We start from the raw sequence: 17,863 nt of genomic DNA on the forward strand, positions 1-17,863 counted from the left end.
AGGATATAGTAATGACAAGCTTTAAAATGCCGAAAGATTTTTTATGGGGGAGTGCTTCTGCTGCTTATCAAGTGGAAGGTGCTTACTTAGAAGATGGAAAGGGTCTTTCTAACTGGGATCAATTTGTTAGAATTGAAGGAAAAACATATAAAGGAACAACAGGTGATGTGGCAGTTGATCACTATCACCGTTTCAAAGAAGATGTGAAGCTCATGGCAGAAATGGGACTTAAAACGTATCGTTTTTCAATTTCATGGCCACGTGTTATTCCGACTGGAAATGGCGAAGTTAATGAAGCAGGATTAAAGTTTTATGAAGACTTAATTGATGAATGTCTAAAATATAACATTGAGCCAATGGTAACGATTTTTCATTGGGATCTTCCACAAGCTTTAGTGGATCAATATAATGGATTTGAAGATCGACGTATTATTGATGACTTTGTCAATTATTCAAAAGTTTTATTTGAGCGATTTGGAAGTAAAGTTAAGTACTGGATTACATTAAATGAACAAAATGTATTTACATCATTAGGGTGGTTAACGGCGATGCATCCACCAGGAAAATTCAATGATGAAAAAACTTTCTACCAAGCAAATCATCATGCTTTTATGGCGCATGCAAAAACAGTCTTATTATTTAAACAAATGATTCCAAGTGGAAAAATTGGAGCAAGTTTTTCTTATAGTCCGAGTTATTCAATCGATTGTAATCCAATCAATGCAATGTCTAAAATGGACTTTGATGATATGAAAAACTTCTGGTGGATGGATATGTATGCTTATGGACGTTATCCAAAATCAACGTTTGTTTATTTACAAAAGAAAGGAATTGCTCCACAGTTTGAAAATGAAGATGAGCAAATTTTAAAAGAAGCCGCTTCAAAAATTGACTTTATGGGAGTCAATTATTATCAAACAAGTGTATGTGAATATAATCCAATCAATGGAGTTACACCTTATGGAACATTTAATACCACAGGTGTGAAAGGTTCAGGTCAAGTTACAGGGCAACCAGGACTATTTAAAAATCCATCTAACCCTTACTTAAAAACAACAGACTGGGACTGGACCATCGATCCAATGGGATTACGTTATGGATTACGAGAAATTACAAGCCGTTACAACTTGCCAATTATTATTTCTGAAAATGGATTAGGTGCTTTCGATAAAAAAGAAGAGGATGGTTCAATTCATGATCCATATCGAATTGCCTTCTTAAAAGAACACATTGAAGAATTGAAAATTGCTATGGCAGAAGGATGTGAAGTCATCGCTTATTGTACATGGTCCTTTACTGACTTATTAAGTTGGTTAAATGGCTACCAAAAACGTTATGGTTTTGTCTATGTTGACCGAGAAGAAGAGGAAGAAGGAGCAACATTAAACCGCTACAAAAAGGATAGTTACTATTGGTATAAAGAAGTCATTGCTTCAAATGGAGAAAATTTATAATTAAGATCGACAGTTTCAAAAGAGTTATCCAATCATCACTTGAAATTAAAAAGAAAAGCTGTGTTAGACATCCTTGTTGGTAGTCAATCACTTCATACCAATAGTTATGAGTTCTTATTTTTGAAAATTTTGCTCCCTCCAAGTAGGAAAAGAGTAAATAATAATATTTTCGTTTAACAGAGCCAAAGGAAAAAGACGCCGTTTTTTAAAACGGCGTCTTTTCATGCTAAGTCATCCTTATAAAAGATAGAACTAAGAAGAGCACTACAATGACAATGAGAAATCTAACTATTTTTTGATTAACGGTTTTAGATTTTCAACCAATAAGTGTTCCTAAGAAAGCTAAAATAGTATAAACAAATACCGAGATTAAAAAGCTATTATTAAATACGATAAAGGTTAGAATTACCCAAAGTAAAAAAATAAAACTAACCACTAAGCCAATGTAACTTAACGAAATAACATTGGGCCAAAACCTCTCGTTTTTTCTCTTACCTGTTTGGGTTCTGGGTGCCTGTTTATAGTTTTAGTCAAATATAAAGTGGGGATTATCTTAATCTTGAAATTTCATTGTGTCTTCTACTTTTTTCTTAATCAAGTTCAGTTTCAAATCTTTATTGATATAATAGGTTTTTTTATGGTGATGGAGTTCTTGATCAAGTCCAGTCAACTTGATAGAAAAATATTTCACCTAGCTCAACGTAAGATTAATTAATAACAAGGCAATCAGAATTTGTACACCTCTTCCCCTTCTTTAATTGAAACCTGACTTTATTATACTAGATAAGTGCGGTTAAAATATGTAATAAATAAAAAGCTCATAAGAATACATTGATCCTTATGAGCTTTCGAATTAATACAATCCAGTATAATTAATAATTTTTTGATTAATATTCATCACACCACTGGTTGGGGTATAGCGATCAGTTCCATAAACTTTATCGTGCCACTCAATTACATTTTCCTCTAATGTCGTTGGTACTAAGTAGTATAGTCCATCACTTAACTTTTCTCCATAACTTAATTCTGTTTGTGGTAACTGAACTTGTTCGATTTCACGCTCACCACTTAATAATAATTGAGTTCCCAGTGCAATAATTTCATTTGTTGTTAAATTAGTTTGAATATACGGTAAGAAATCATTCATTAATCCAAGTAATTTGACCTTATTATACGAGAAGGCTTTTTGTGCGACTAATGTAATCACTCGACGTTGACGTTCCATACGTTCATAGTCCCCGTTTCCTACTTTACGAATACGCATATAAGCGACTGCTTGACGACCATTTAACGTTTGTAACCCTGTACCTTCAAGTAAGTTTGCTTCTTCACCACTAACTTCGACATTCATCTCAGCAATGACACGATTTAACTCTTGAAGTTCATAATCTTGTACATCGACTTCGACCCCACCAAGTTTATTAATAATATATTCAACTGCGTTAAAATTTACAGTAACATATTTTTGAATGTCTAAATCAAAGTTTTGGTTAATAGCTTGAACAGCGAGTGTTGGTCCACCATAAGCATAAGCATGATTAATTTTCTCAAACCCATGATCTTCATTAATATAAGCAAATGTATCACGAACAACTGATGTTAAATAAGCTTGATTTGTCTTGCTATTGAATGAGAAGACCATCATCGCATCAGAACGAGTATTTGTGTAAGCATCATCGCGTGAATCGACTCCAAATAAAGCAATATTCATGACACCCATTCCCTTTTTCAAATCTAAAACTTCTTGAGAAACATTTAAATCTTCTAATTCTTCACGATTGATTCGAGATAACATCACATGGGCAGCTCCGTAAACAGCCCCACCTAAAAGTAATAAAACTAATATAAAAATTAAAACACCTTTTAAGCACCCATACTTTTTCTTAGGTTTCTTTTGTTTAACTTTTTCTTGATTAAGATTTACAGTTTCCTTACTCATCATCTTCACCTAGTTTCTAAAATAGTGTTAGTATCTTAAACTACAACATTTTATAATATGCGACAGGTCATTACAATATTAAAACTTGCCCATTAAATATTTTTTTACAAAATTTATGTAGTTATAACCATGAAATTATAAAAAATCTAAAAAATTGGTCATTGGTCGACTATCCTAAGTATGTTACAATGAAAGAAATTATGAAAAATGGAGCGGATTAAATGTCAACTATTGAATTATTAGCACCAGTTGGTCATCGTGAAGGATTATTAGCGGCCGTTACAAACGGAGCTGATGCCATCTATGTAGGTGGAGCAGCCTTTGGAGCACGAAAAGAAGCAGCATTTACAAATGAAGAACTAATCGAAGTCATTAAATTTAGCCATCTACATAACGTTAAAGTCTATGTTACTGTTAATACAACCATCTTTGATCAAGAATTAGAAGCATTAAAAGAATATATTCACTTTCTATATTTAAATGATGTCGATGCTATCATCGTTCAAGATATCGGGGTTGCTCACTTAGTCAAACAAATGTATCCAGACTTTGAACTCCACTTTAGTACCCAAATGACACTTCATAACACAAAAGGTGTCGAATTTGCTAAACAATTTGGAGCAGACCGCGTTGTTGTGGCACGTGAAAATACATTAGAAGAAATTAAAGCCATGAAACAGGCAGTGGACATTGACTTGGAAGTATTTGTTCACGGAGCTCTTTGTGTTTGTTATTCAGGACAATGTTTAATGAGTAGTATGATTGGTGCTCGAAGCGGAAACCGTGGAGCCTGTGCTCAAACATGTCGCCTTCCATACGAACTTGTCGATTTATCAAGTGGAGAAACACTTGATTCAAATGTCGGAGACTTTCTATTAAGTCCTAAAGACTTAAAAACCATTGATGAAATTGGGGAACTTATCGAAGCGGGAGTCACTTCATTTAAAATCGAAGGACGTCTAAAAAAACCAGAATATGTCGCGACAGTTGTTAAAGCTTATCGTGAAGCTATCGATCAATATGTAGAAACCCGCCGAGTTAAAATCTCAAAACAAACTCATGCAGACATGGATCAAATTTTTAGTCGTGGATTTACGAAAGGATTCTTATTTGGAGACAAAGGTCTCAATTGGATGAGCGCCGATCGTCCAAATCACAAAGGAATCTTAATCGGAGAAGTTGTTAATGTCAAAGGAAAACGAGTTACGATTAATCTTAAATCACCACTCGAAGTTGGAGACGGCTTACGCTTCGTCGGATTAAACAGCAAAGATCAAGGATTACAAGTTCAAAAAATGTTTGTTAAAGGAAATGATGTGAAACTTGCGAATCCAGGTAACGTTGATTTAGATGCACCATTCCCAGTATCAAAAGGCATGAAAGTTTATAAAACAACATCCGTTTCTTTAGCTAAACGCGTTGAAGTAACAGAAAAATCAGTTCCTAAAATTGATATCTATGGTGAAGTGAGTGCCAAACTAGGTGAACCATTAAAAATCATGGCCTGGGATAATGACTCAAACATGGTCACAGTTGAAACAGAAGAAGTGTTTGAAACAGCAACGAACACCCCATTAAGTCAAGATCGTTTAAAACAACAACTTGAAAAAACAGGAAGTACCGCATTCTCGTTTGCATACATCAATATTAATATGGATGAAGGTATTACCATGCCTATTTCAATCATTAACAAAATCCGACGTGAACTATTAGAAAAGCTTGAAAAAAATCGTACGCAACATCATGCCGGTCGCCAACGTCGAGAAATCCAACCAACCGTTTCTAACTTAGACACAACAACCATCACCCCACAACTCACAGTTAGTGTCCGAAACATCAAACAGCTACAAACTGTCCTTAACCACAACATTGAAACCATCTATTATAAGGATATCAAAACACTGAAAAAGGCAGTTGAACTAGGAGCAGCACACGGCGTAACCATCATTCCTCAACTGCCACGTATCATTGATGACTCTGAAATCGAGCAAGCAACACAAATCATCGAAAGCTTACCACTTCAAACCATCATGCTTGGTGAATACGGAATGTATCACGCCCTACAAAACAAAGGCTATACTTTCCTAACAGACTTTGCTTTTAACACAAATAACGTTCAAAGTATCCAAGCTTTAAAACAACTAGGTGTATCACAAGTCACATTATCTTATGAAATTAACCAAAAACAATTACGTGGACTCGTTAAACAATCTCCACTTCCAACAGAAATGATTGTCTACACACGTATTCCAATGATGATTACAAAGCACTGCCCAGTCAAACTTTTAAATCAACAAGAATTCTGTCGCATGTGCTTAAGCACACCATTCGGCCTACGTGACCGCAAAAATAAAATCTTACCATTACTTCGCACTGGAAACTGCATCACAGAAATCTTCAACTCACAACACCTGATTCTCATCGAATTCTTATCAGAATTACAAAAGATGGGTGTTCAAAGTTTCCGCTTAGAATTCACAAATGAAAACGAAGCAACTATGACCCAAGCAATTCATGCTTACCAAACAGCCCTTCAAACAGGTAAAGTTGATTCTGACTGGCTTGCCCAGTACAAGAACTCAGATGATTACACAAAAGGACATTACCATCGCGGAGTTTGTATATAATAAAAAAAAATCCCCATAATAGAAAAAGTTAAACTTTTCTGAAGGGGATTTTTTTATGTTGCAAGTGTTGCTATCTTTATTATTAGCCGCCTTATTTTATGTGGTCCTACTCATATGTTATAAAATCATGGGTAAACGTGAAGTTAACCAACTAAGTACGGTAGATGTTGTTATCAATATTTTAATTGCCAATGTCGCAGCAGGTGGAATTGTTGAAGAACAATACTGGTTAGATGCACTCGGTGGTGTACTAGTTATCGTTGCTCTTCAAATTATAATGGCTAAAATTCAGATTAATCATCCCAAAGCACGTGATGTTGTTGAAGGCGAACCATCGATGGTCATTAAAAATGGAAGCGTCGATTACGGTGAATTAAAAAAACTCCGTATTGATCTCGATGACTTTATGATGCTACTTCGTGGACAAAACATAGTAGCTCCGGAAGACGTCCAGTACGGAATTATTGAGAAAAATGGGAAACTCACTATCTTTGAAAAGAAATTACCAACTAAAACTTTCCCATTAGCACTCGTTATTTCAGGACAAATCAAACCTAAGGCACTTCAAAGCTTAGGGAAGAATGAAGAGTGGTTAATGACACAATTAGAAAATCATCAATTTTATAAACTAGAGCAAGTAGATTATCTTTTTTATGAAGAACATAAACTAGTTATTTATACAAAACAAGGCATTCAAAAGCTTACATTAAAATAAGTGTCGTGAAATCACGACACTTATTCTTTATCATTGAAATCATTAAATAATGAAACACGATCTCCATTAGATAATGCATTTAACATATTTTGTTTTGCCATTGGGAACTCAGCATATAATTTCTTTAATAATTGCTTCACATCTTCGCGACTTGTGTGCTTATCCATAGGGCAAGTACTTGGCACAATAGGAACATGACGATTTGCTGCCGCAATAATATCATCTTCATAGCAATAAACAAGTGGACGAATAAACGTTACGTCTGTACGATCTAAGTACATTTTTGGTTTGAATGTTGATAAGAACCCGTTGTAAATTGTATTCATGACTAACGTCTCAACTGCATCATCAGCATGATGCGCCATCGAAATCTTATTACATCCAAGCTCAGTGCCTTTCTTAATTAAGATAGCCTTCTTGAACTTAGAGCATAATGAACAAGGAATCTTTCCATCTGGAGTTCCATTTAACTTTAAGATTTCATAAACTTCAGTATCGACTAAATGATACTCAATTCCATGTTTCTCACAGAATTCCACAACAGGATTAAAATCCATCCCAGGGAAACCTAGCTTTAACGTAATCCCCACTAACTCAAACTTAACAGGAGCAAACTTTTGATATAAATGTAGAGCGTATAATAACGCCATACTATCTTTTCCACCACTTACCCCAACAGCGATTTTATCACCATCTTCGATTAAAGAAAAATCTCGATCTGCTTTTCGGATACAACCTAAGATCTTTTTCATAACACTCACCGACCTTTCGGTAGACATTATAACGAATAAACTCAAAAAAAACAATCATCTGACAAACTTATTTAATATGGTAAAATAAACAAAAAGGAGAAAATAAGAAGTCATGAAAAGAAACCATCTCATCGTATTCATCACCGTACTGATTATATCAATAGCTTGTGGATATTGGATTACAAAAACCGATCGCTACAACAACTATCGTGAACTCCAATTTCTAGAATCCGTTGTTAAAAATACACTTCATCAAAATGGATACGCTGTTGAATTAAATAGTGAATATAATATTTTAGGATATGAAATGAGTGTGGTAGGGGATGGGGGATTTTCACAGAAGTCAGATGATTCAGTTTTATATATGACTTATTTAATGAAGTTAAATGGCAAAGGTGTTTCACCGATGACAGCAGAATTAACTCAGTATATTGACCTAAATTCAAAAATAAATTATATGAATATAAATCATGGACAGTGGTTTAAAGAAATATCAAATGGCTCATTAACTATATTTCAAAAGATTCCTAAACTTTTCAAAAAGTCTAAATTTCAAAATTCAGATGATTGGATAGAAATAATAGATGATAGAGAGCAAAATCAGATAGTAGAATTGAGACTTCCACTATCTGACGCAGACTTTTTAACAAAACAACTAATAAGTAATGTGTTAAATATCTCTAATGATATTAATCTTGATCAATTAATACAAAAAGCAAAGAGTGTAAACTATAGAATAACAATAAATAAGCAAGAACAACAGATCACACAAATGGATGTGAGCTATAGTAATGGAATTCAAGAGTTAATTAGAAACTTAGCACGTGATTATCCCAATTTATTTTTGCAACTTCCAAGTGAAGAGGTTGAAGCAATGTATTTTAATTTATCGGTTAATCTATTAAATTCAAATGAAATTATTCAAATACCGACTGAGGTAAAAAATAAAGCCATTTCTATTTCTGACTTAAAATAATAAAATATTTAAAAACTTTGAAAAAATGTCGAACGGATTGTATATGTTTGTCGAAACTACACATATTAAGATTGTCAGGAGGTGACAAACATGTCAAACCAATCAAATAGCAATAAATTAGTCGTACCAGGAGCACAAGCAGCAATCGATAACATGAAAGCAGAGATTGCTAATGAATTTGGTGTTCAATTAGGAGCAGATGCAACATCTCGTCAAAATGGTTCAGTTGGTGGAGAAATCACTAAACGATTAGTAGCGATGGCTCAACAACAATTAGGACAAACAAAATAGTTATTCAAAAATATATGCACAATAAAGGGGAGAACTCGATTCTCCTCTTTTTATATTTTTAATAAACTATTTTCAAATAAAAACAAATGTTATGTATTAATTTGTCGAAACTACACATATTAAGATTGTCAGGAGGTGACAAACATGTCAAACCAATCAAATAGCAATAAATTAGTCGTACCAGGAGCACAAGCAGCAATCGATAACATGAAAGCAGAGATTGCTAATGAATTTGGTGTTCAATTAGGAGCAGATACAACAGCTCGTCAAAATGGTTCAGTTGGTGGAGAAATCACTAAACGATTAGTAGCGATGGCTCAACAACAATTAGGACAAACAAAATAATAACACTATTAAAAACTAATCAACACGACTACAAACTACATCAAAACGAAAAAACGATCTTTAAAAGATCGTTTTTTTGTTAAATTAAAAGCATAGGTTATAATAACTGACATGGTATTAAATCTTAGATATAATTATAGAAAAAGGAGGAAATAATATGAATATTTTAATTTATCCAAAATGTACAACATGTAAAAAAGCAGTAAAGTGGTTAAAAGATAACAATGTAGAGGCAGAAATCCGTCATATTGTAGAAGAACCATTATCTAAAGAAGAAATCAAACAATTACATCTAAAATCGGGAGAACCAATTAAAAAGTTCTTTAACACAAGTGGAATGAAATACCGTGAATTAGGCTTAAAAGATAAACTTTCAACTATGAGCGAAGAAGAGTGCTATGAATTATTAGCAAGCGATGGAATGCTAGTAAAACGTCCACTGGCATTCGATAACGAAAAAGTGACGCTAGGATTCAAAGAAGCGGTGTATGAAACATCATGGAAAAAATAAATCAAAACTTAATGAATGTAGACTATGAAAGTCTAAAAGAGATTTGGAAACAGGAGTGCTTAGTGATTACATTAGCCTATACTCCAACATGTGGGACATGTCATGTTGCAAAAAAATGTTACAAGTAATTAAAGCAGCCATGCCGGATCTTAACATGACACAAATAAACTTAAATTACTATGGGGATATGGCGATTGACCTTGAAATAATGTCAGTGCCTTGCATAATGATTCATAAAAAAGGAAAGTGCGTTGAAAAAATCTATGCATTTGAATCTGTACCATTTTTGTATAAAAAAATAACTTCTTACCTTTAGTCTATGATTGATGCTAATATTTATGGTAAAATAATACATTAATAGGGAAAAATGAAATGTAGGGAAAGAAGGGATGAGAGGTGAATTATCCGGAAATTGGTCAAACAGTTGAAATACATAGTTATAAACATAACTCTAAAATTCATAGAATATGGCATGAAACTACAATTTTAGATATTTCAGATGAAGTTGTAATTGGGGCAAATAATAAAACATTAGTTATGGAAGCTGATGGGAGAACGTGGTATACACGAGAGCCAGCAGTCTGCTATTTCTATACCCAATATTGGTTTAATGTTTTATGTATGCTTCGTAAGGATGGGGTTTACTTCTATTGTAATTTAAGTTCCCCATTTGTTTACGATCAACAAACGATTAAATATATAGATTATGATTTAGATGTAAAAGTTTTTCCGGATTTAAGTTATAGGATTTTAGATGAGGATGAATATCACAAACATAGTAATGAAATGGGATATTCATTAGAGGTTCAAGAAATTATTAAGCAACAATTAGATATTCTTATAAATATGATTGAAACACGACGTGGGCCATTTGCACCTGGTTTTGCAGAACATTGGTACTACGTATATAAGAATCGATTATTGAAAAGGTGAGTGAGAACATGCGTGATCCAAGATTAGAAAAATTAGCTAAAACATTATTAGAGTATTCTAATAAAGTAGAAGCGGGACAACACGTCCTAATTAAAGGAAATATTTTAGCAAAACCATTAATTAAAGAATTAATTAAACATACATATCGTATTGGAGCCTATCCACATACAGAAATCTTAGATGATGAGATTGGTCGTGAATTATCTTTAGGGAATACAGAAGAAAGAATGGAGAAAGTAACTGGATGGAATCTTGAAAAATATAAAGATATTGATGCATTTATTTCCGTGTTTGCAGATGAAAATGATTCAGAATACAGTGATGTACCTACAGAAATTAAAGTTATGCAAGCAAGAGTCGGAAGACCAGTATCCAATTTGATTGTTAATACAAAACAATGGGTTTTATTAAATTATCCAACACCTTCTTTAGCGCAAAAAGCTAAAATGAGTTTGGAGCAATTTGAAGATTTTCTTTTAGATGTATGTCTAGTTGATTACTCAAAGATGAATGAAGCAATGAAGAATCTCAAGGCATTAATGGAAAGAACTGATAAAGTCCATATCACAGGACCAGGTACAGATTTAACTTTTTCAATTAAAGGATTACAAGCAATTCCTTGTGCAGGTGATTGTAATATTCCGGATGGAGAGGTATTTACCGCACCAGTGCGAGAAAGTGTAAATGGTATAATCCAATATAATACCCCAAGTCCATATCAAGGTACTGTCTTTAATAATGTAAAATTAGAGTTTAAAGATGGGAAAATCATAAACGCAACTGCAGATAATGATGTTGAACGATTGAACGAGATCTTTAATACGGATGAAGGGGCACGTTATGTTGGAGAATTTGCAATTGGTGTGAATCCTCTTATTAAACATCCAATGGGAGATATTTTGTTTGATGAAAAGATTGATGGAAGTTTACATTTCACTCCAGGTCAAGCATATGAGGGAGAAGCAGATAATGGAAATCGTTCAGCAATACATTGGGATTTAGTATTAATTCAAAGAGAAGAGTATGGTGGAGGATCAATCTACTTTGATGATGTTCTTATCAGGGAAAATGGTCGATTTGTTTTACCAGAGTTAGAATGCTTAAATCCTGAAAACTTAATTTAAGTAGATCAAGGGCCTACTAGGTCCTTTTATATTTTCAAAAAAATATATTTAAAAGTGTTGACATTGTGAAGTTATGATGATATTATAATCAAGTCGCCAACGACCGATGAAATAAATGTCGAAAACAAAAAAACTTTTAAAAAACGTTTGACAACTTTCGACAGGTATGATATTATTAAGAAGTCGCAAGAGCGATAACAAAAAAATGAAACGAAATAAAAAGTTTCGAAAAAAAAGTTTAAAAAGTGTTTGACAGAAAGAGACAGACATGATAAACTAATAAAGTCGCCAAAACAAGGTGACACGAAGTTCTTTGAAAACTAAACAGAACGTCAACAAACATTTATTTAAGAATTAAGTTTCTTAAGGAAGCTTAGGATAAAAACAAACATTTAATTATGGAGAGTTTGATCCTGGCTCAGGATGAACGCTGGCGGCGTGCCTAATACATGCAAGTCGAGCGAACCACTTCGGTGGTGAGCGGCGAACGGGTGAGTAACACGTAGGTGATCTGCCCATCAGACGGGGACAACGATTGGAAACGATCGCTAATACCGGATAGGACGAAAGTTTAAAGGTGCTTCTGGCACCGCTGATGGATGAGCCTGCGGCGCATTAGCTAGTTGGTAGGGTAAAGGCCTACCAAGGCGACGATGCGTAGCCGACCTGAGAGGGTGAACGGCCACACTGGGACTGAGACACGGCCCAGACTCCTACGGGAGGCAGCAGTAGGGAATCTTCGGCAATGGGCGAAAGCCTGACCGAGCAACGCCGCGTGAATGATGAAGGCCTTCGGGTTGTAAAATTCTGTTATAAGGGAAGAACGACTTTAGTAGGAAATGGCTAGAGTGTGACGGTACCTTATGAGAAAGCCACGGCTAACTACGTGCCAGCAGCCGCGGTAATACGTAGGTGGCGAGCGTTATCCGGAATTATTGGGCGTAAAGAGCGCGCAGGTGGTTGATTAAGTCTGATGTGAAAGCCCACGGCTTAACCGTGGAGGGTCATTGGAAACTGGTCGACTTGAGTGCAGAAGAGGGAAGTGGAATTCCATGTGTAGCGGTGAAATGCGTAGAGATATGGAGGAACACCAGTGGCGAAGGCGGCTTCCTGGTCTGTAACTGACACTGAGGCGCGAAAGCGTGGGGAGCAAACAGGATTAGATACCCTGGTAGTCCACGCCGTAAACGATGAGTGCTAAGTGTTGGGGGTCGAACCTCAGTGCTGAAGTTAACGCATTAAGCACTCCGCCTGGGGAGTACGGTCGCAAGACTGAAACTCAAAGGAATTGACGGGGACCCGCACAAGCGGTGGAGCATGTGGTTTAATTCGAAGCAACGCGAAGAACCTTACCAGGTCTTGACATACCATTGACCGTTCTAGAGATAGGATTTTCCCTTCGGGGACAATGGATACAGGTGGTGCATGGTTGTCGTCAGCTCGTGTCGTGAGATGTTGGGTTAAGTCCCGCAACGAGCGCAACCCCTGTCGTTAGTTGCCAGCATTCAGTTGGGGACTCTAACGAGACTGCCAGTGACAAACTGGAGGAAGGTGGGGATGACGTCAAATCATCATGCCCCTTATGACCTGGGCTACACACGTGCTACAATGGTTGGTACAAAGAGAAGCGAAGCGGTGACGTGGAGCAAACCTCATAAAGCCAATCTCAGTTCGGATTGTAGGCTGCAACTCGCCTACATGAAGTTGGAATCGCTAGTAATCGCGAATCAGAATGTCGCGGTGAATACGTTCCCGGGTCTTGTACACACCGCCCGTCACACCACGAGAGTTTACAACACCCGAAGTCAGTGGCCTAACCGCAAGGAGGGAGCTGCCTAAGGTGGGGTAGATGATTGGGGTGAAGTCGTAACAAGGTATCCCTACCGGAAGGTGGGGATGGATCACCTCCTTTCTATGGAGAAAGAGACGTTCTGTTTAGTTTTGGAAGAATTTCTTCCAAAGTTGATCTTTGAAAACTAGATATCTTCATTCAGAAGAAACAAACAATAGATTTGATTTAGGTTAAGTGAATAAGGGCGCACGGAGGATGCCTTGGCACTAGGAGTCGAAGAAGGACGCGACAAACGGCGAAACGCCTCGGGGAGCTGTAAGTGAGCATTGATCCGGGGGTATCCGAATGGGGAAACCCGCTAGTGGTTATACGCTAGCACCATATGGTGAATACATAGCCATATAGGAGACAGACCCAGGGAACTGAAACATCTAAGTACCTGGAGGAAAAGAAAGAAAAATCGATTCCCGTAGTAGCGGCGAGCGAAGTGGGAAGAGCCCAAACCGGATTTATCCGGGGTTGTAGGACCTTCATAATTGACAAATCATGATAGCCGAATGGTCTGGGAAGGCCAACCGTAGGGGGTGAGAGTCCCGTAGGTGAAATTGTGAGATGCATGGAAGGAATCCTGAGTACGGCGGGACACGTGGAATCCCGTCGGAATCAACGAGGACCATCTCGTAAGGCTAAATACTACCTAGTGACCGATAGTGAACCAGTACCGTGAGGGAAAGGTGAAAAGAACCCCGGAAGGGGAGTGAAAGAGAACCTGAAACCGTGTGCCTACAAATAGTCAGAGCCCGTTAATGGGTGATGGCGTGCCTTTTGTAGAATGAACCGGCGAGTTACGATATCGTGCGAGGTTAAGCAGAAGATGCGGAGCCGTAGCGAAAGCGAGCCTGAATAGGGCGAAGAGTACGATGTTGTAGACCCGAAACCGTGTGAGCTAGCCATGAGCAGGCTGAAGGTCAGGTAACACTGACTGGAGGGCCGAACCAGGGCACGTTGAAAAGTGCTTGGATGACTTGTGGCTAGGGGTGAAATTCCAATCGAACACGGATATAGCTGGTTCTCTCCGAAATAGCTTTAGGGCTAGCCTCGATGTTAAGTCTACTGGAGGTAGAGCACTGAATGGGTGATGGCCCCACCTCGGGGTACTGATCTCAATCAAACTCCGAATGCCAGATAGATATAATCGGGAGTCAGACTGTGGGTGATAAGGTCCATGGTCAAAAGGGAAAGAGCCCAGACCGCCAGCTAAGGCCCCCAAGTGTCCGTTAAGTGGAAAAGGATGTGGAGATGCACAGACAACTAGGAGGTTGGCTTAGAAGCAGCCATCCTTTAAAGAGTGCGTAATAGCTCACTAGTCGAGTGACTCTGCGCCGAAAATGTACCGGGGCTAAACGGACCGCCGAAGCTGCGGATTGACTTTAGAGTCAGTGGTAGGAGAGCGTTCTAACAGCGGTGAAGCAGTACCGGAAGGAGCTGTGGAGCGGTTAGAAGTGAGAATGCCGGTGTGAGTAGCGAAAGATAGGTGAGAATCCTATCCATCGAAAGCCTAAGGTTTCCAGGGGAAGGCTCGTCCGCCCTGGGTAAGTCGGGACCTAAGGTGAGGCCGAAAGGCGTAGCCGATGGACAACAGGTTGATATTCCTGTACCACTTATTAAACTGATGGAGTGACGGAGAAGGCTAAGTTGAGCGTGTGATTGGATTCACGTGTAAGCAGTGAGGTGGTCATGTAGGCAAATCCGCATGGCATAACATTGAGCTGTGATGCCGAAGCCGAATGGCGAAGTCAACTGACGTCACGCTTCCAAGAAAAGCTTCTAGGGTTAATTTAATAAGTGCCCGTACCGATAACCGACACAGGTAGGCGAGGAGAGAATCCTAAGATGAGCGAGAGAACTCTTGTTAAGGAACTCGGCAAAATGACCCCGTAACTTCGGGAGAAGGGGTGCTTGTGAAAGCAAGCCGCAGTGAATAGGCCCAGGCGACTGTTTATCAAAAACACAGGTCTCTGCTAAACCGCAAGGTGATGTATAGGGGCTGACGCCTGCCCGGTGCTGGAAGGTTAAGAGGAGAGGTTAGCGCAAGCGAAGCTTTGAATTGAAGCCCCAGTAAACGGCGGCCGTAACTATAACGGTCCTAAGGTAGCGAAATTCCTTGTCGGGTAAGTTCCGACCCGCACGAAAGGCGTAACGATCTGGGCGCTGTCTCAACAAGAGACTCGGTGAAATCATAGTACCTGTGAAGATGCAGGTTACCCGCGACAGGACGGAAAGACCCCGTGGAGCTTTACTGTAGCTTGATATTGAGCACTGGTGGCACATGTACAGGATAGGTAGGAGACGAAGAAACCAGGACGCCAGTCTTGGTGGAGTCGCTGTTGGGATACTACCCTTGTGTCACTGGGGTTCTAACCCGTGGCCCTTATCGGGTCAGGGAACAGTGTCAGGTGGGCAGTTTGACTGGGGCGGTCGCCTCCCAAAGAGTAACGGAGGCGCCCAAAGGTTCCCTCAGAATGGTTGGAAATCATTCGAAGAGTGTAAAGGCAGAAGGGAGCTTGACTGCGAGACCTACAAGTCGAGCAGGGACGAAAGTCGGGCTTAGTGATCCGGCGGTACCGAATGGAAGGGCCGTCGCTCAACGGATAAAAGCTACCCCGGGGATAACAGGCTGATCTCCCCCAAGAGTTCACATCGACGGGGAGGTTTGGCACCTCGATGTCGGCTCATCGCATCCTGGGGCTGTAGTCGGTCCCAAGGGTTGGGCTGTTCGCCCATTAAAGCGGTACGCGAGCTGGGTTCAGAACGTCGTGAGACAGTTCGGTCCCTATCCGTCGTGGGCGTAGGAAATTTGAGAGGAGCTGTCCTTAGTACGAGAGGACCGGGATGGACACACCGCTGGTGTACCAGTTGTTCTGCCAGGAGCATAGCTGGGTAGCTACGTGTGGACGGGATAAACGCTGAAAGCATCTAAGCGTGAAGCCCCCCTCAAGATGAGATTTCCCATTCGAAAGAAGTAAGATCCCTTGAAGACGACGAGGTTGATAGGTCAGGAGTGGAAGTGTGGTGACACATGGAGCGGACTGATACTAATCGATCGAGGACTTAACCAAAGAAACTGAAGAAGATATCTAGTTTTGGAAGATTAACAACATCTTTCAATGGTCTAGTGATGATGGCAAGGAGGGCACACCTGTTCCCATACCGAACACAGAAGTTAAGCTCCTTAGCGCCGAGGGTAGTACGCAAGTGCGAGAGTAGGACGTCGCTGGGCCAAAATAAACCTGCCTCAATAGCTCAGTTGGTTAGAGCACTTGACTGTTAATCAAGGGGTCCTAGGTTCGAGTCCTAGTTGGGGCGCCATTAATTACTTAATGGCCCGTTGGTGAAGCGGTTTAACACACATGCCTTTCACGCATGCATACACGGGTTCGAATCCCGTACGGGTCACCATTAAGTGGAGGATTAGCTCAGCTGGGAGAGCATCTGCCTTACAAGCAGAGGGTCGGCGGTTCGAGCCCGTCATCCTCCACCATAATTAAATAACTGCCGGAATAGCTCAATTGGTAGAGCAACTGACTTGTAATCAGTAGGTTGCGGGTTCAAGTCCTGCTTCCGGCACCAGTATGGCGATTGTGGCGAAGTGGTTAACGCATCGGATTGTGGCTCCGACACTCGTGGGTTCGATTCCCATCAGTCGCCCCATTAATAATAAGCGGGTGTAGTTTAATGGTAGAACTTCAGCCTTCCAAGCTGACTGTGAGAGTTCGATTCTCTTCACCCGCTCCATACAAGGCGCCATAGCCAAGTGGTAAGGCATGGGACTGCAACTCCCTGATCATCGGTTCAAATCCGATTGGCGCCTCCAAATAATTTAATGAATGATGTGCCTGGGTGGCGGAACTGGTAGACGCACAGGACTTAAAATCCTGCGGGTGGTGACACCCGTGCCGGTTCGATTCCGGCCCTAGGCACCAATTTTATTATAATGAGTAAATAACTCTTTTTTTTATGTCATAAATGAAGTTTGCTTATATATGATATAAAGTAAGGTACCATACGTATTAGATATAAAAATATAAAGAAATTTATTATTGCAATTTTATTTATGTTGATATATAATAATTTATGTATCAAAATGATACATTTTGCCGGAATAGCTCAATTGGTAGAGCAACTGACTTGTAATCAGTAGGTTGCGGGTTCAAGTCCTGCTTCCGGCACCAGATAAATAGGGGTGTAGTTTAACGGTAGAACAGCGGTCTCCAAAACCGTTAGTGTGGGTTCGATTCCTGCCACCCCTGCCAACGAGTTTAAATGGCGATTGTGGCGAAGTGGTTAACGCATCGGATTGTGGCTCCGACACTCGTGGGTTCGATTCCCATCAGTCGCCCCATT

General features: G+C 39.1%; 12 protein-coding genes, 11 tRNA genes and 3 rRNA genes. 24 read left to right on the forward strand and 2 right to left on the reverse strand.

The window, feature by feature from the left end; all coding sequences use genetic code 11:
• The first annotated feature begins 11 nt into the window (after positions 1-11).
• Positions 12-1,454 (forward strand): glycoside hydrolase family 1 protein, encoded by a 1,443-nt coding sequence (locus tag AT726_RS08630; protein ID WP_055244876.1) that lies wholly within the window; start codon positions 12-14, stop codon positions 1,452-1,454.
• An 853-nt stretch (positions 1,455-2,307) separates the two neighbouring features.
• Here the strand turns inward: AT726_RS08630 and AT726_RS08635 are convergent.
• The gene (locus tag AT726_RS08635) at positions 2,308-3,393 is read right to left on the reverse strand and encodes an LCP family protein (protein ID WP_055244874.1); all 1,086 of its coding nucleotides are present in this window, start codon (positions 3,391-3,393) and stop codon (positions 2,308-2,310) included.
• Positions 3,394-3,614: 221 nt separating this feature from the next.
• On the opposite strand from AT726_RS08635, the gene AT726_RS08640 reads away from it, so the two are divergent.
• Complete coding sequence (locus tag AT726_RS08640; RefSeq protein WP_055244872.1) at positions 3,615-6,020, forward strand: DUF3656 domain-containing U32 family peptidase; 2,406 nt, start codon at positions 3,615-3,617, stop codon at positions 6,018-6,020.
• A gap of 55 nt (positions 6,021-6,075) precedes the next feature.
• Positions 6,076-6,735, forward strand: a complete 660-nt coding sequence (locus tag AT726_RS08645) for a DUF421 domain-containing protein (protein WP_055244870.1) — start codon at positions 6,076-6,078, stop codon at positions 6,733-6,735.
• A gap of 20 nt (positions 6,736-6,755) precedes the next feature.
• Here the strand turns inward: AT726_RS08645 and AT726_RS08650 are convergent, their stop codons facing one another.
• A complete protein-coding gene (locus AT726_RS08650) occupies positions 6,756-7,487 on the reverse strand; it encodes an ATP-binding protein (protein ID WP_055244868.1) in 732 nt (243 codons plus the stop codon).
• Between the two features lie 112 nt (positions 7,488-7,599).
• On the opposite strand from AT726_RS08650, the gene AT726_RS08655 reads away from it, so the two are divergent.
• The 21 genes from AT726_RS08655 (at position 7,600) to AT726_RS08755 (ending at position 17,861) form a co-directional block, all read left to right on the forward strand.
• Entirely contained in the window at positions 7,600-8,463 is an 864-nt protein-coding gene (locus tag AT726_RS08655; protein ID WP_068759398.1) for a hypothetical protein, read from the forward strand.
• A 90-nt stretch (positions 8,464-8,553) separates the two neighbouring features.
• Positions 8,554-8,754: an alpha/beta-type small acid-soluble spore protein gene (locus AT726_RS08660; RefSeq protein ID WP_068759399.1), complete on the forward strand. Its 201-nt coding sequence runs from the start codon at positions 8,554-8,556 to the stop codon at positions 8,752-8,754.
• 144 nt (positions 8,755-8,898) lie between these two features.
• A complete protein-coding gene (locus AT726_RS08665; protein WP_055244865.1) occupies positions 8,899-9,099 on the forward strand; it encodes an alpha/beta-type small acid-soluble spore protein in 201 nt (66 codons plus the stop codon).
• Between the two features lie 157 nt (positions 9,100-9,256).
• Entirely contained in the window at positions 9,257-9,610 is a 354-nt protein-coding gene (locus AT726_RS08670; RefSeq protein WP_055244863.1) for an arsenate reductase family protein, read from the forward strand.
• Positions 9,598-9,738 (forward strand): hypothetical protein, encoded by a 141-nt coding sequence (locus AT726_RS13225; protein ID WP_237297059.1) that lies wholly within the window; start codon positions 9,598-9,600, stop codon positions 9,736-9,738. Before AT726_RS08670 ends, AT726_RS13225 begins: the two co-directional genes overlap by 13 nt.
• A 268-nt stretch (positions 9,739-10,006) precedes the next feature.
• Positions 10,007-10,543 (forward strand): DUF402 domain-containing protein, encoded by a 537-nt coding sequence (locus AT726_RS08680; protein ID WP_055277344.1) that lies wholly within the window; start codon positions 10,007-10,009, stop codon positions 10,541-10,543.
• A gap of 8 nt (positions 10,544-10,551) precedes the next feature.
• On the forward strand, positions 10,552-11,667 hold the full coding sequence (locus AT726_RS08685) for an aminopeptidase (protein WP_055277346.1): 1,116 nt from the start codon (positions 10,552-10,554) through the stop codon (positions 11,665-11,667).
• A 395-nt stretch (positions 11,668-12,062) separates the two neighbouring features.
• Positions 12,063-13,579: ribosomal RNA gene (locus tag AT726_RS08690) — 16S ribosomal RNA — on the forward strand.
• Positions 13,580-13,687: 108 nt separating this feature from the next.
• Positions 13,688-16,578: ribosomal RNA gene (locus AT726_RS08695) — 23S ribosomal RNA — on the forward strand.
• Positions 16,579-16,630: 52 nt separating this feature from the next.
• Positions 16,631-16,739: ribosomal RNA gene (gene rrf, locus AT726_RS08700) — 5S ribosomal RNA — on the forward strand.
• Together the 16S, 23S and 5S rRNA genes with 11 tRNA genes alongside form the textbook arrangement of a ribosomal RNA operon.
• A 12-nt stretch (positions 16,740-16,751) precedes the next feature.
• A tRNA-Asn gene (locus AT726_RS08705) sits at positions 16,752-16,828 on the forward strand.
• A gap of 13 nt (positions 16,829-16,841) precedes the next feature.
• Positions 16,842-16,918, forward strand: a tRNA-Glu gene (locus AT726_RS08710).
• 6 nt (positions 16,919-16,924) lie between these two features.
• A tRNA-Val gene (locus tag AT726_RS08715) sits at positions 16,925-17,000 on the forward strand.
• Positions 17,001-17,013: 13 nt separating this feature from the next.
• Positions 17,014-17,089 (forward strand) — tRNA-Thr (locus AT726_RS08720).
• Between the two features lie 5 nt (positions 17,090-17,094).
• Positions 17,095-17,170, forward strand: a tRNA-His gene (locus AT726_RS08725).
• Positions 17,171-17,180: 10 nt separating this feature from the next.
• Positions 17,181-17,254: transfer RNA gene (locus AT726_RS08730), tRNA-Gly, on the forward strand.
• A 5-nt stretch (positions 17,255-17,259) separates the two neighbouring features.
• Positions 17,260-17,333: transfer RNA gene (locus AT726_RS08735), tRNA-Cys, on the forward strand.
• A 20-nt stretch (positions 17,334-17,353) separates the two neighbouring features.
• A tRNA-Leu gene (locus AT726_RS08740) sits at positions 17,354-17,442 on the forward strand.
• 173 nt (positions 17,443-17,615) lie between these two features.
• A tRNA-Thr gene (locus AT726_RS08745) sits at positions 17,616-17,691 on the forward strand.
• A 7-nt stretch (positions 17,692-17,698) separates the two neighbouring features.
• Positions 17,699-17,772 (forward strand) — tRNA-Trp (locus AT726_RS08750).
• Between the two features lie 13 nt (positions 17,773-17,785).
• A tRNA-His gene (locus AT726_RS08755) sits at positions 17,786-17,861 on the forward strand.
• The last annotated feature ends 2 nt before the right edge of the window (positions 17,862-17,863 follow it).

This window comes from Turicibacter sp. H121 (genome assembly GCF_001543345.1).
In the GTDB taxonomy this organism is placed as follows: Bacteria; Bacillota_I; Bacilli_A; order MOL361; family Turicibacteraceae; genus Turicibacter; species Turicibacter bilis.

Excerpts from the sequence above, each read along its gene's own strand:
- AT726_RS08630 (WP_055244876.1), top strand. The coding sequence starts at position 12 with ATGACAAGCTTTAAAATGCCGAAAGATTTTTTATGGGGGAGTGCTTCT.
- AT726_RS08635 (WP_055244874.1), bottom strand. The coding sequence starts at position 3,393 with ATGAGTAAGGAAACTGTAAATCTTAATCAAGAAAAAGTTAAACAAAAG.
- AT726_RS08640 (WP_055244872.1), top strand. The coding sequence starts at position 3,615 with ATGTCAACTATTGAATTATTAGCACCAGTTGGTCATCGTGAAGGATTA.
- AT726_RS08645 (WP_055244870.1), top strand. The coding sequence starts at position 6,076 with ATGTTGCAAGTGTTGCTATCTTTATTATTAGCCGCCTTATTTTATGTG.
- AT726_RS08650 (WP_055244868.1), bottom strand. The coding sequence starts at position 7,487 with ATGAAAAAGATCTTAGGTTGTATCCGAAAAGCAGATCGAGATTTTTCT.
- AT726_RS08655 (WP_068759398.1), top strand. The coding sequence starts at position 7,600 with ATGAAAAGAAACCATCTCATCGTATTCATCACCGTACTGATTATATCA.
- AT726_RS08660 (WP_068759399.1), top strand. The coding sequence starts at position 8,554 with ATGTCAAACCAATCAAATAGCAATAAATTAGTCGTACCAGGAGCACAA.
- AT726_RS08665 (WP_055244865.1), top strand. The coding sequence starts at position 8,899 with ATGTCAAACCAATCAAATAGCAATAAATTAGTCGTACCAGGAGCACAA.
- AT726_RS08670 (WP_055244863.1), top strand. The coding sequence starts at position 9,257 with ATGAATATTTTAATTTATCCAAAATGTACAACATGTAAAAAAGCAGTA.
- AT726_RS13225 (WP_237297059.1), top strand. The coding sequence starts at position 9,598 with ATGGAAAAAATAAATCAAAACTTAATGAATGTAGACTATGAAAGTCTA.
- AT726_RS08685 (WP_055277346.1), top strand. The coding sequence starts at position 10,552 with ATGCGTGATCCAAGATTAGAAAAATTAGCTAAAACATTATTAGAGTAT.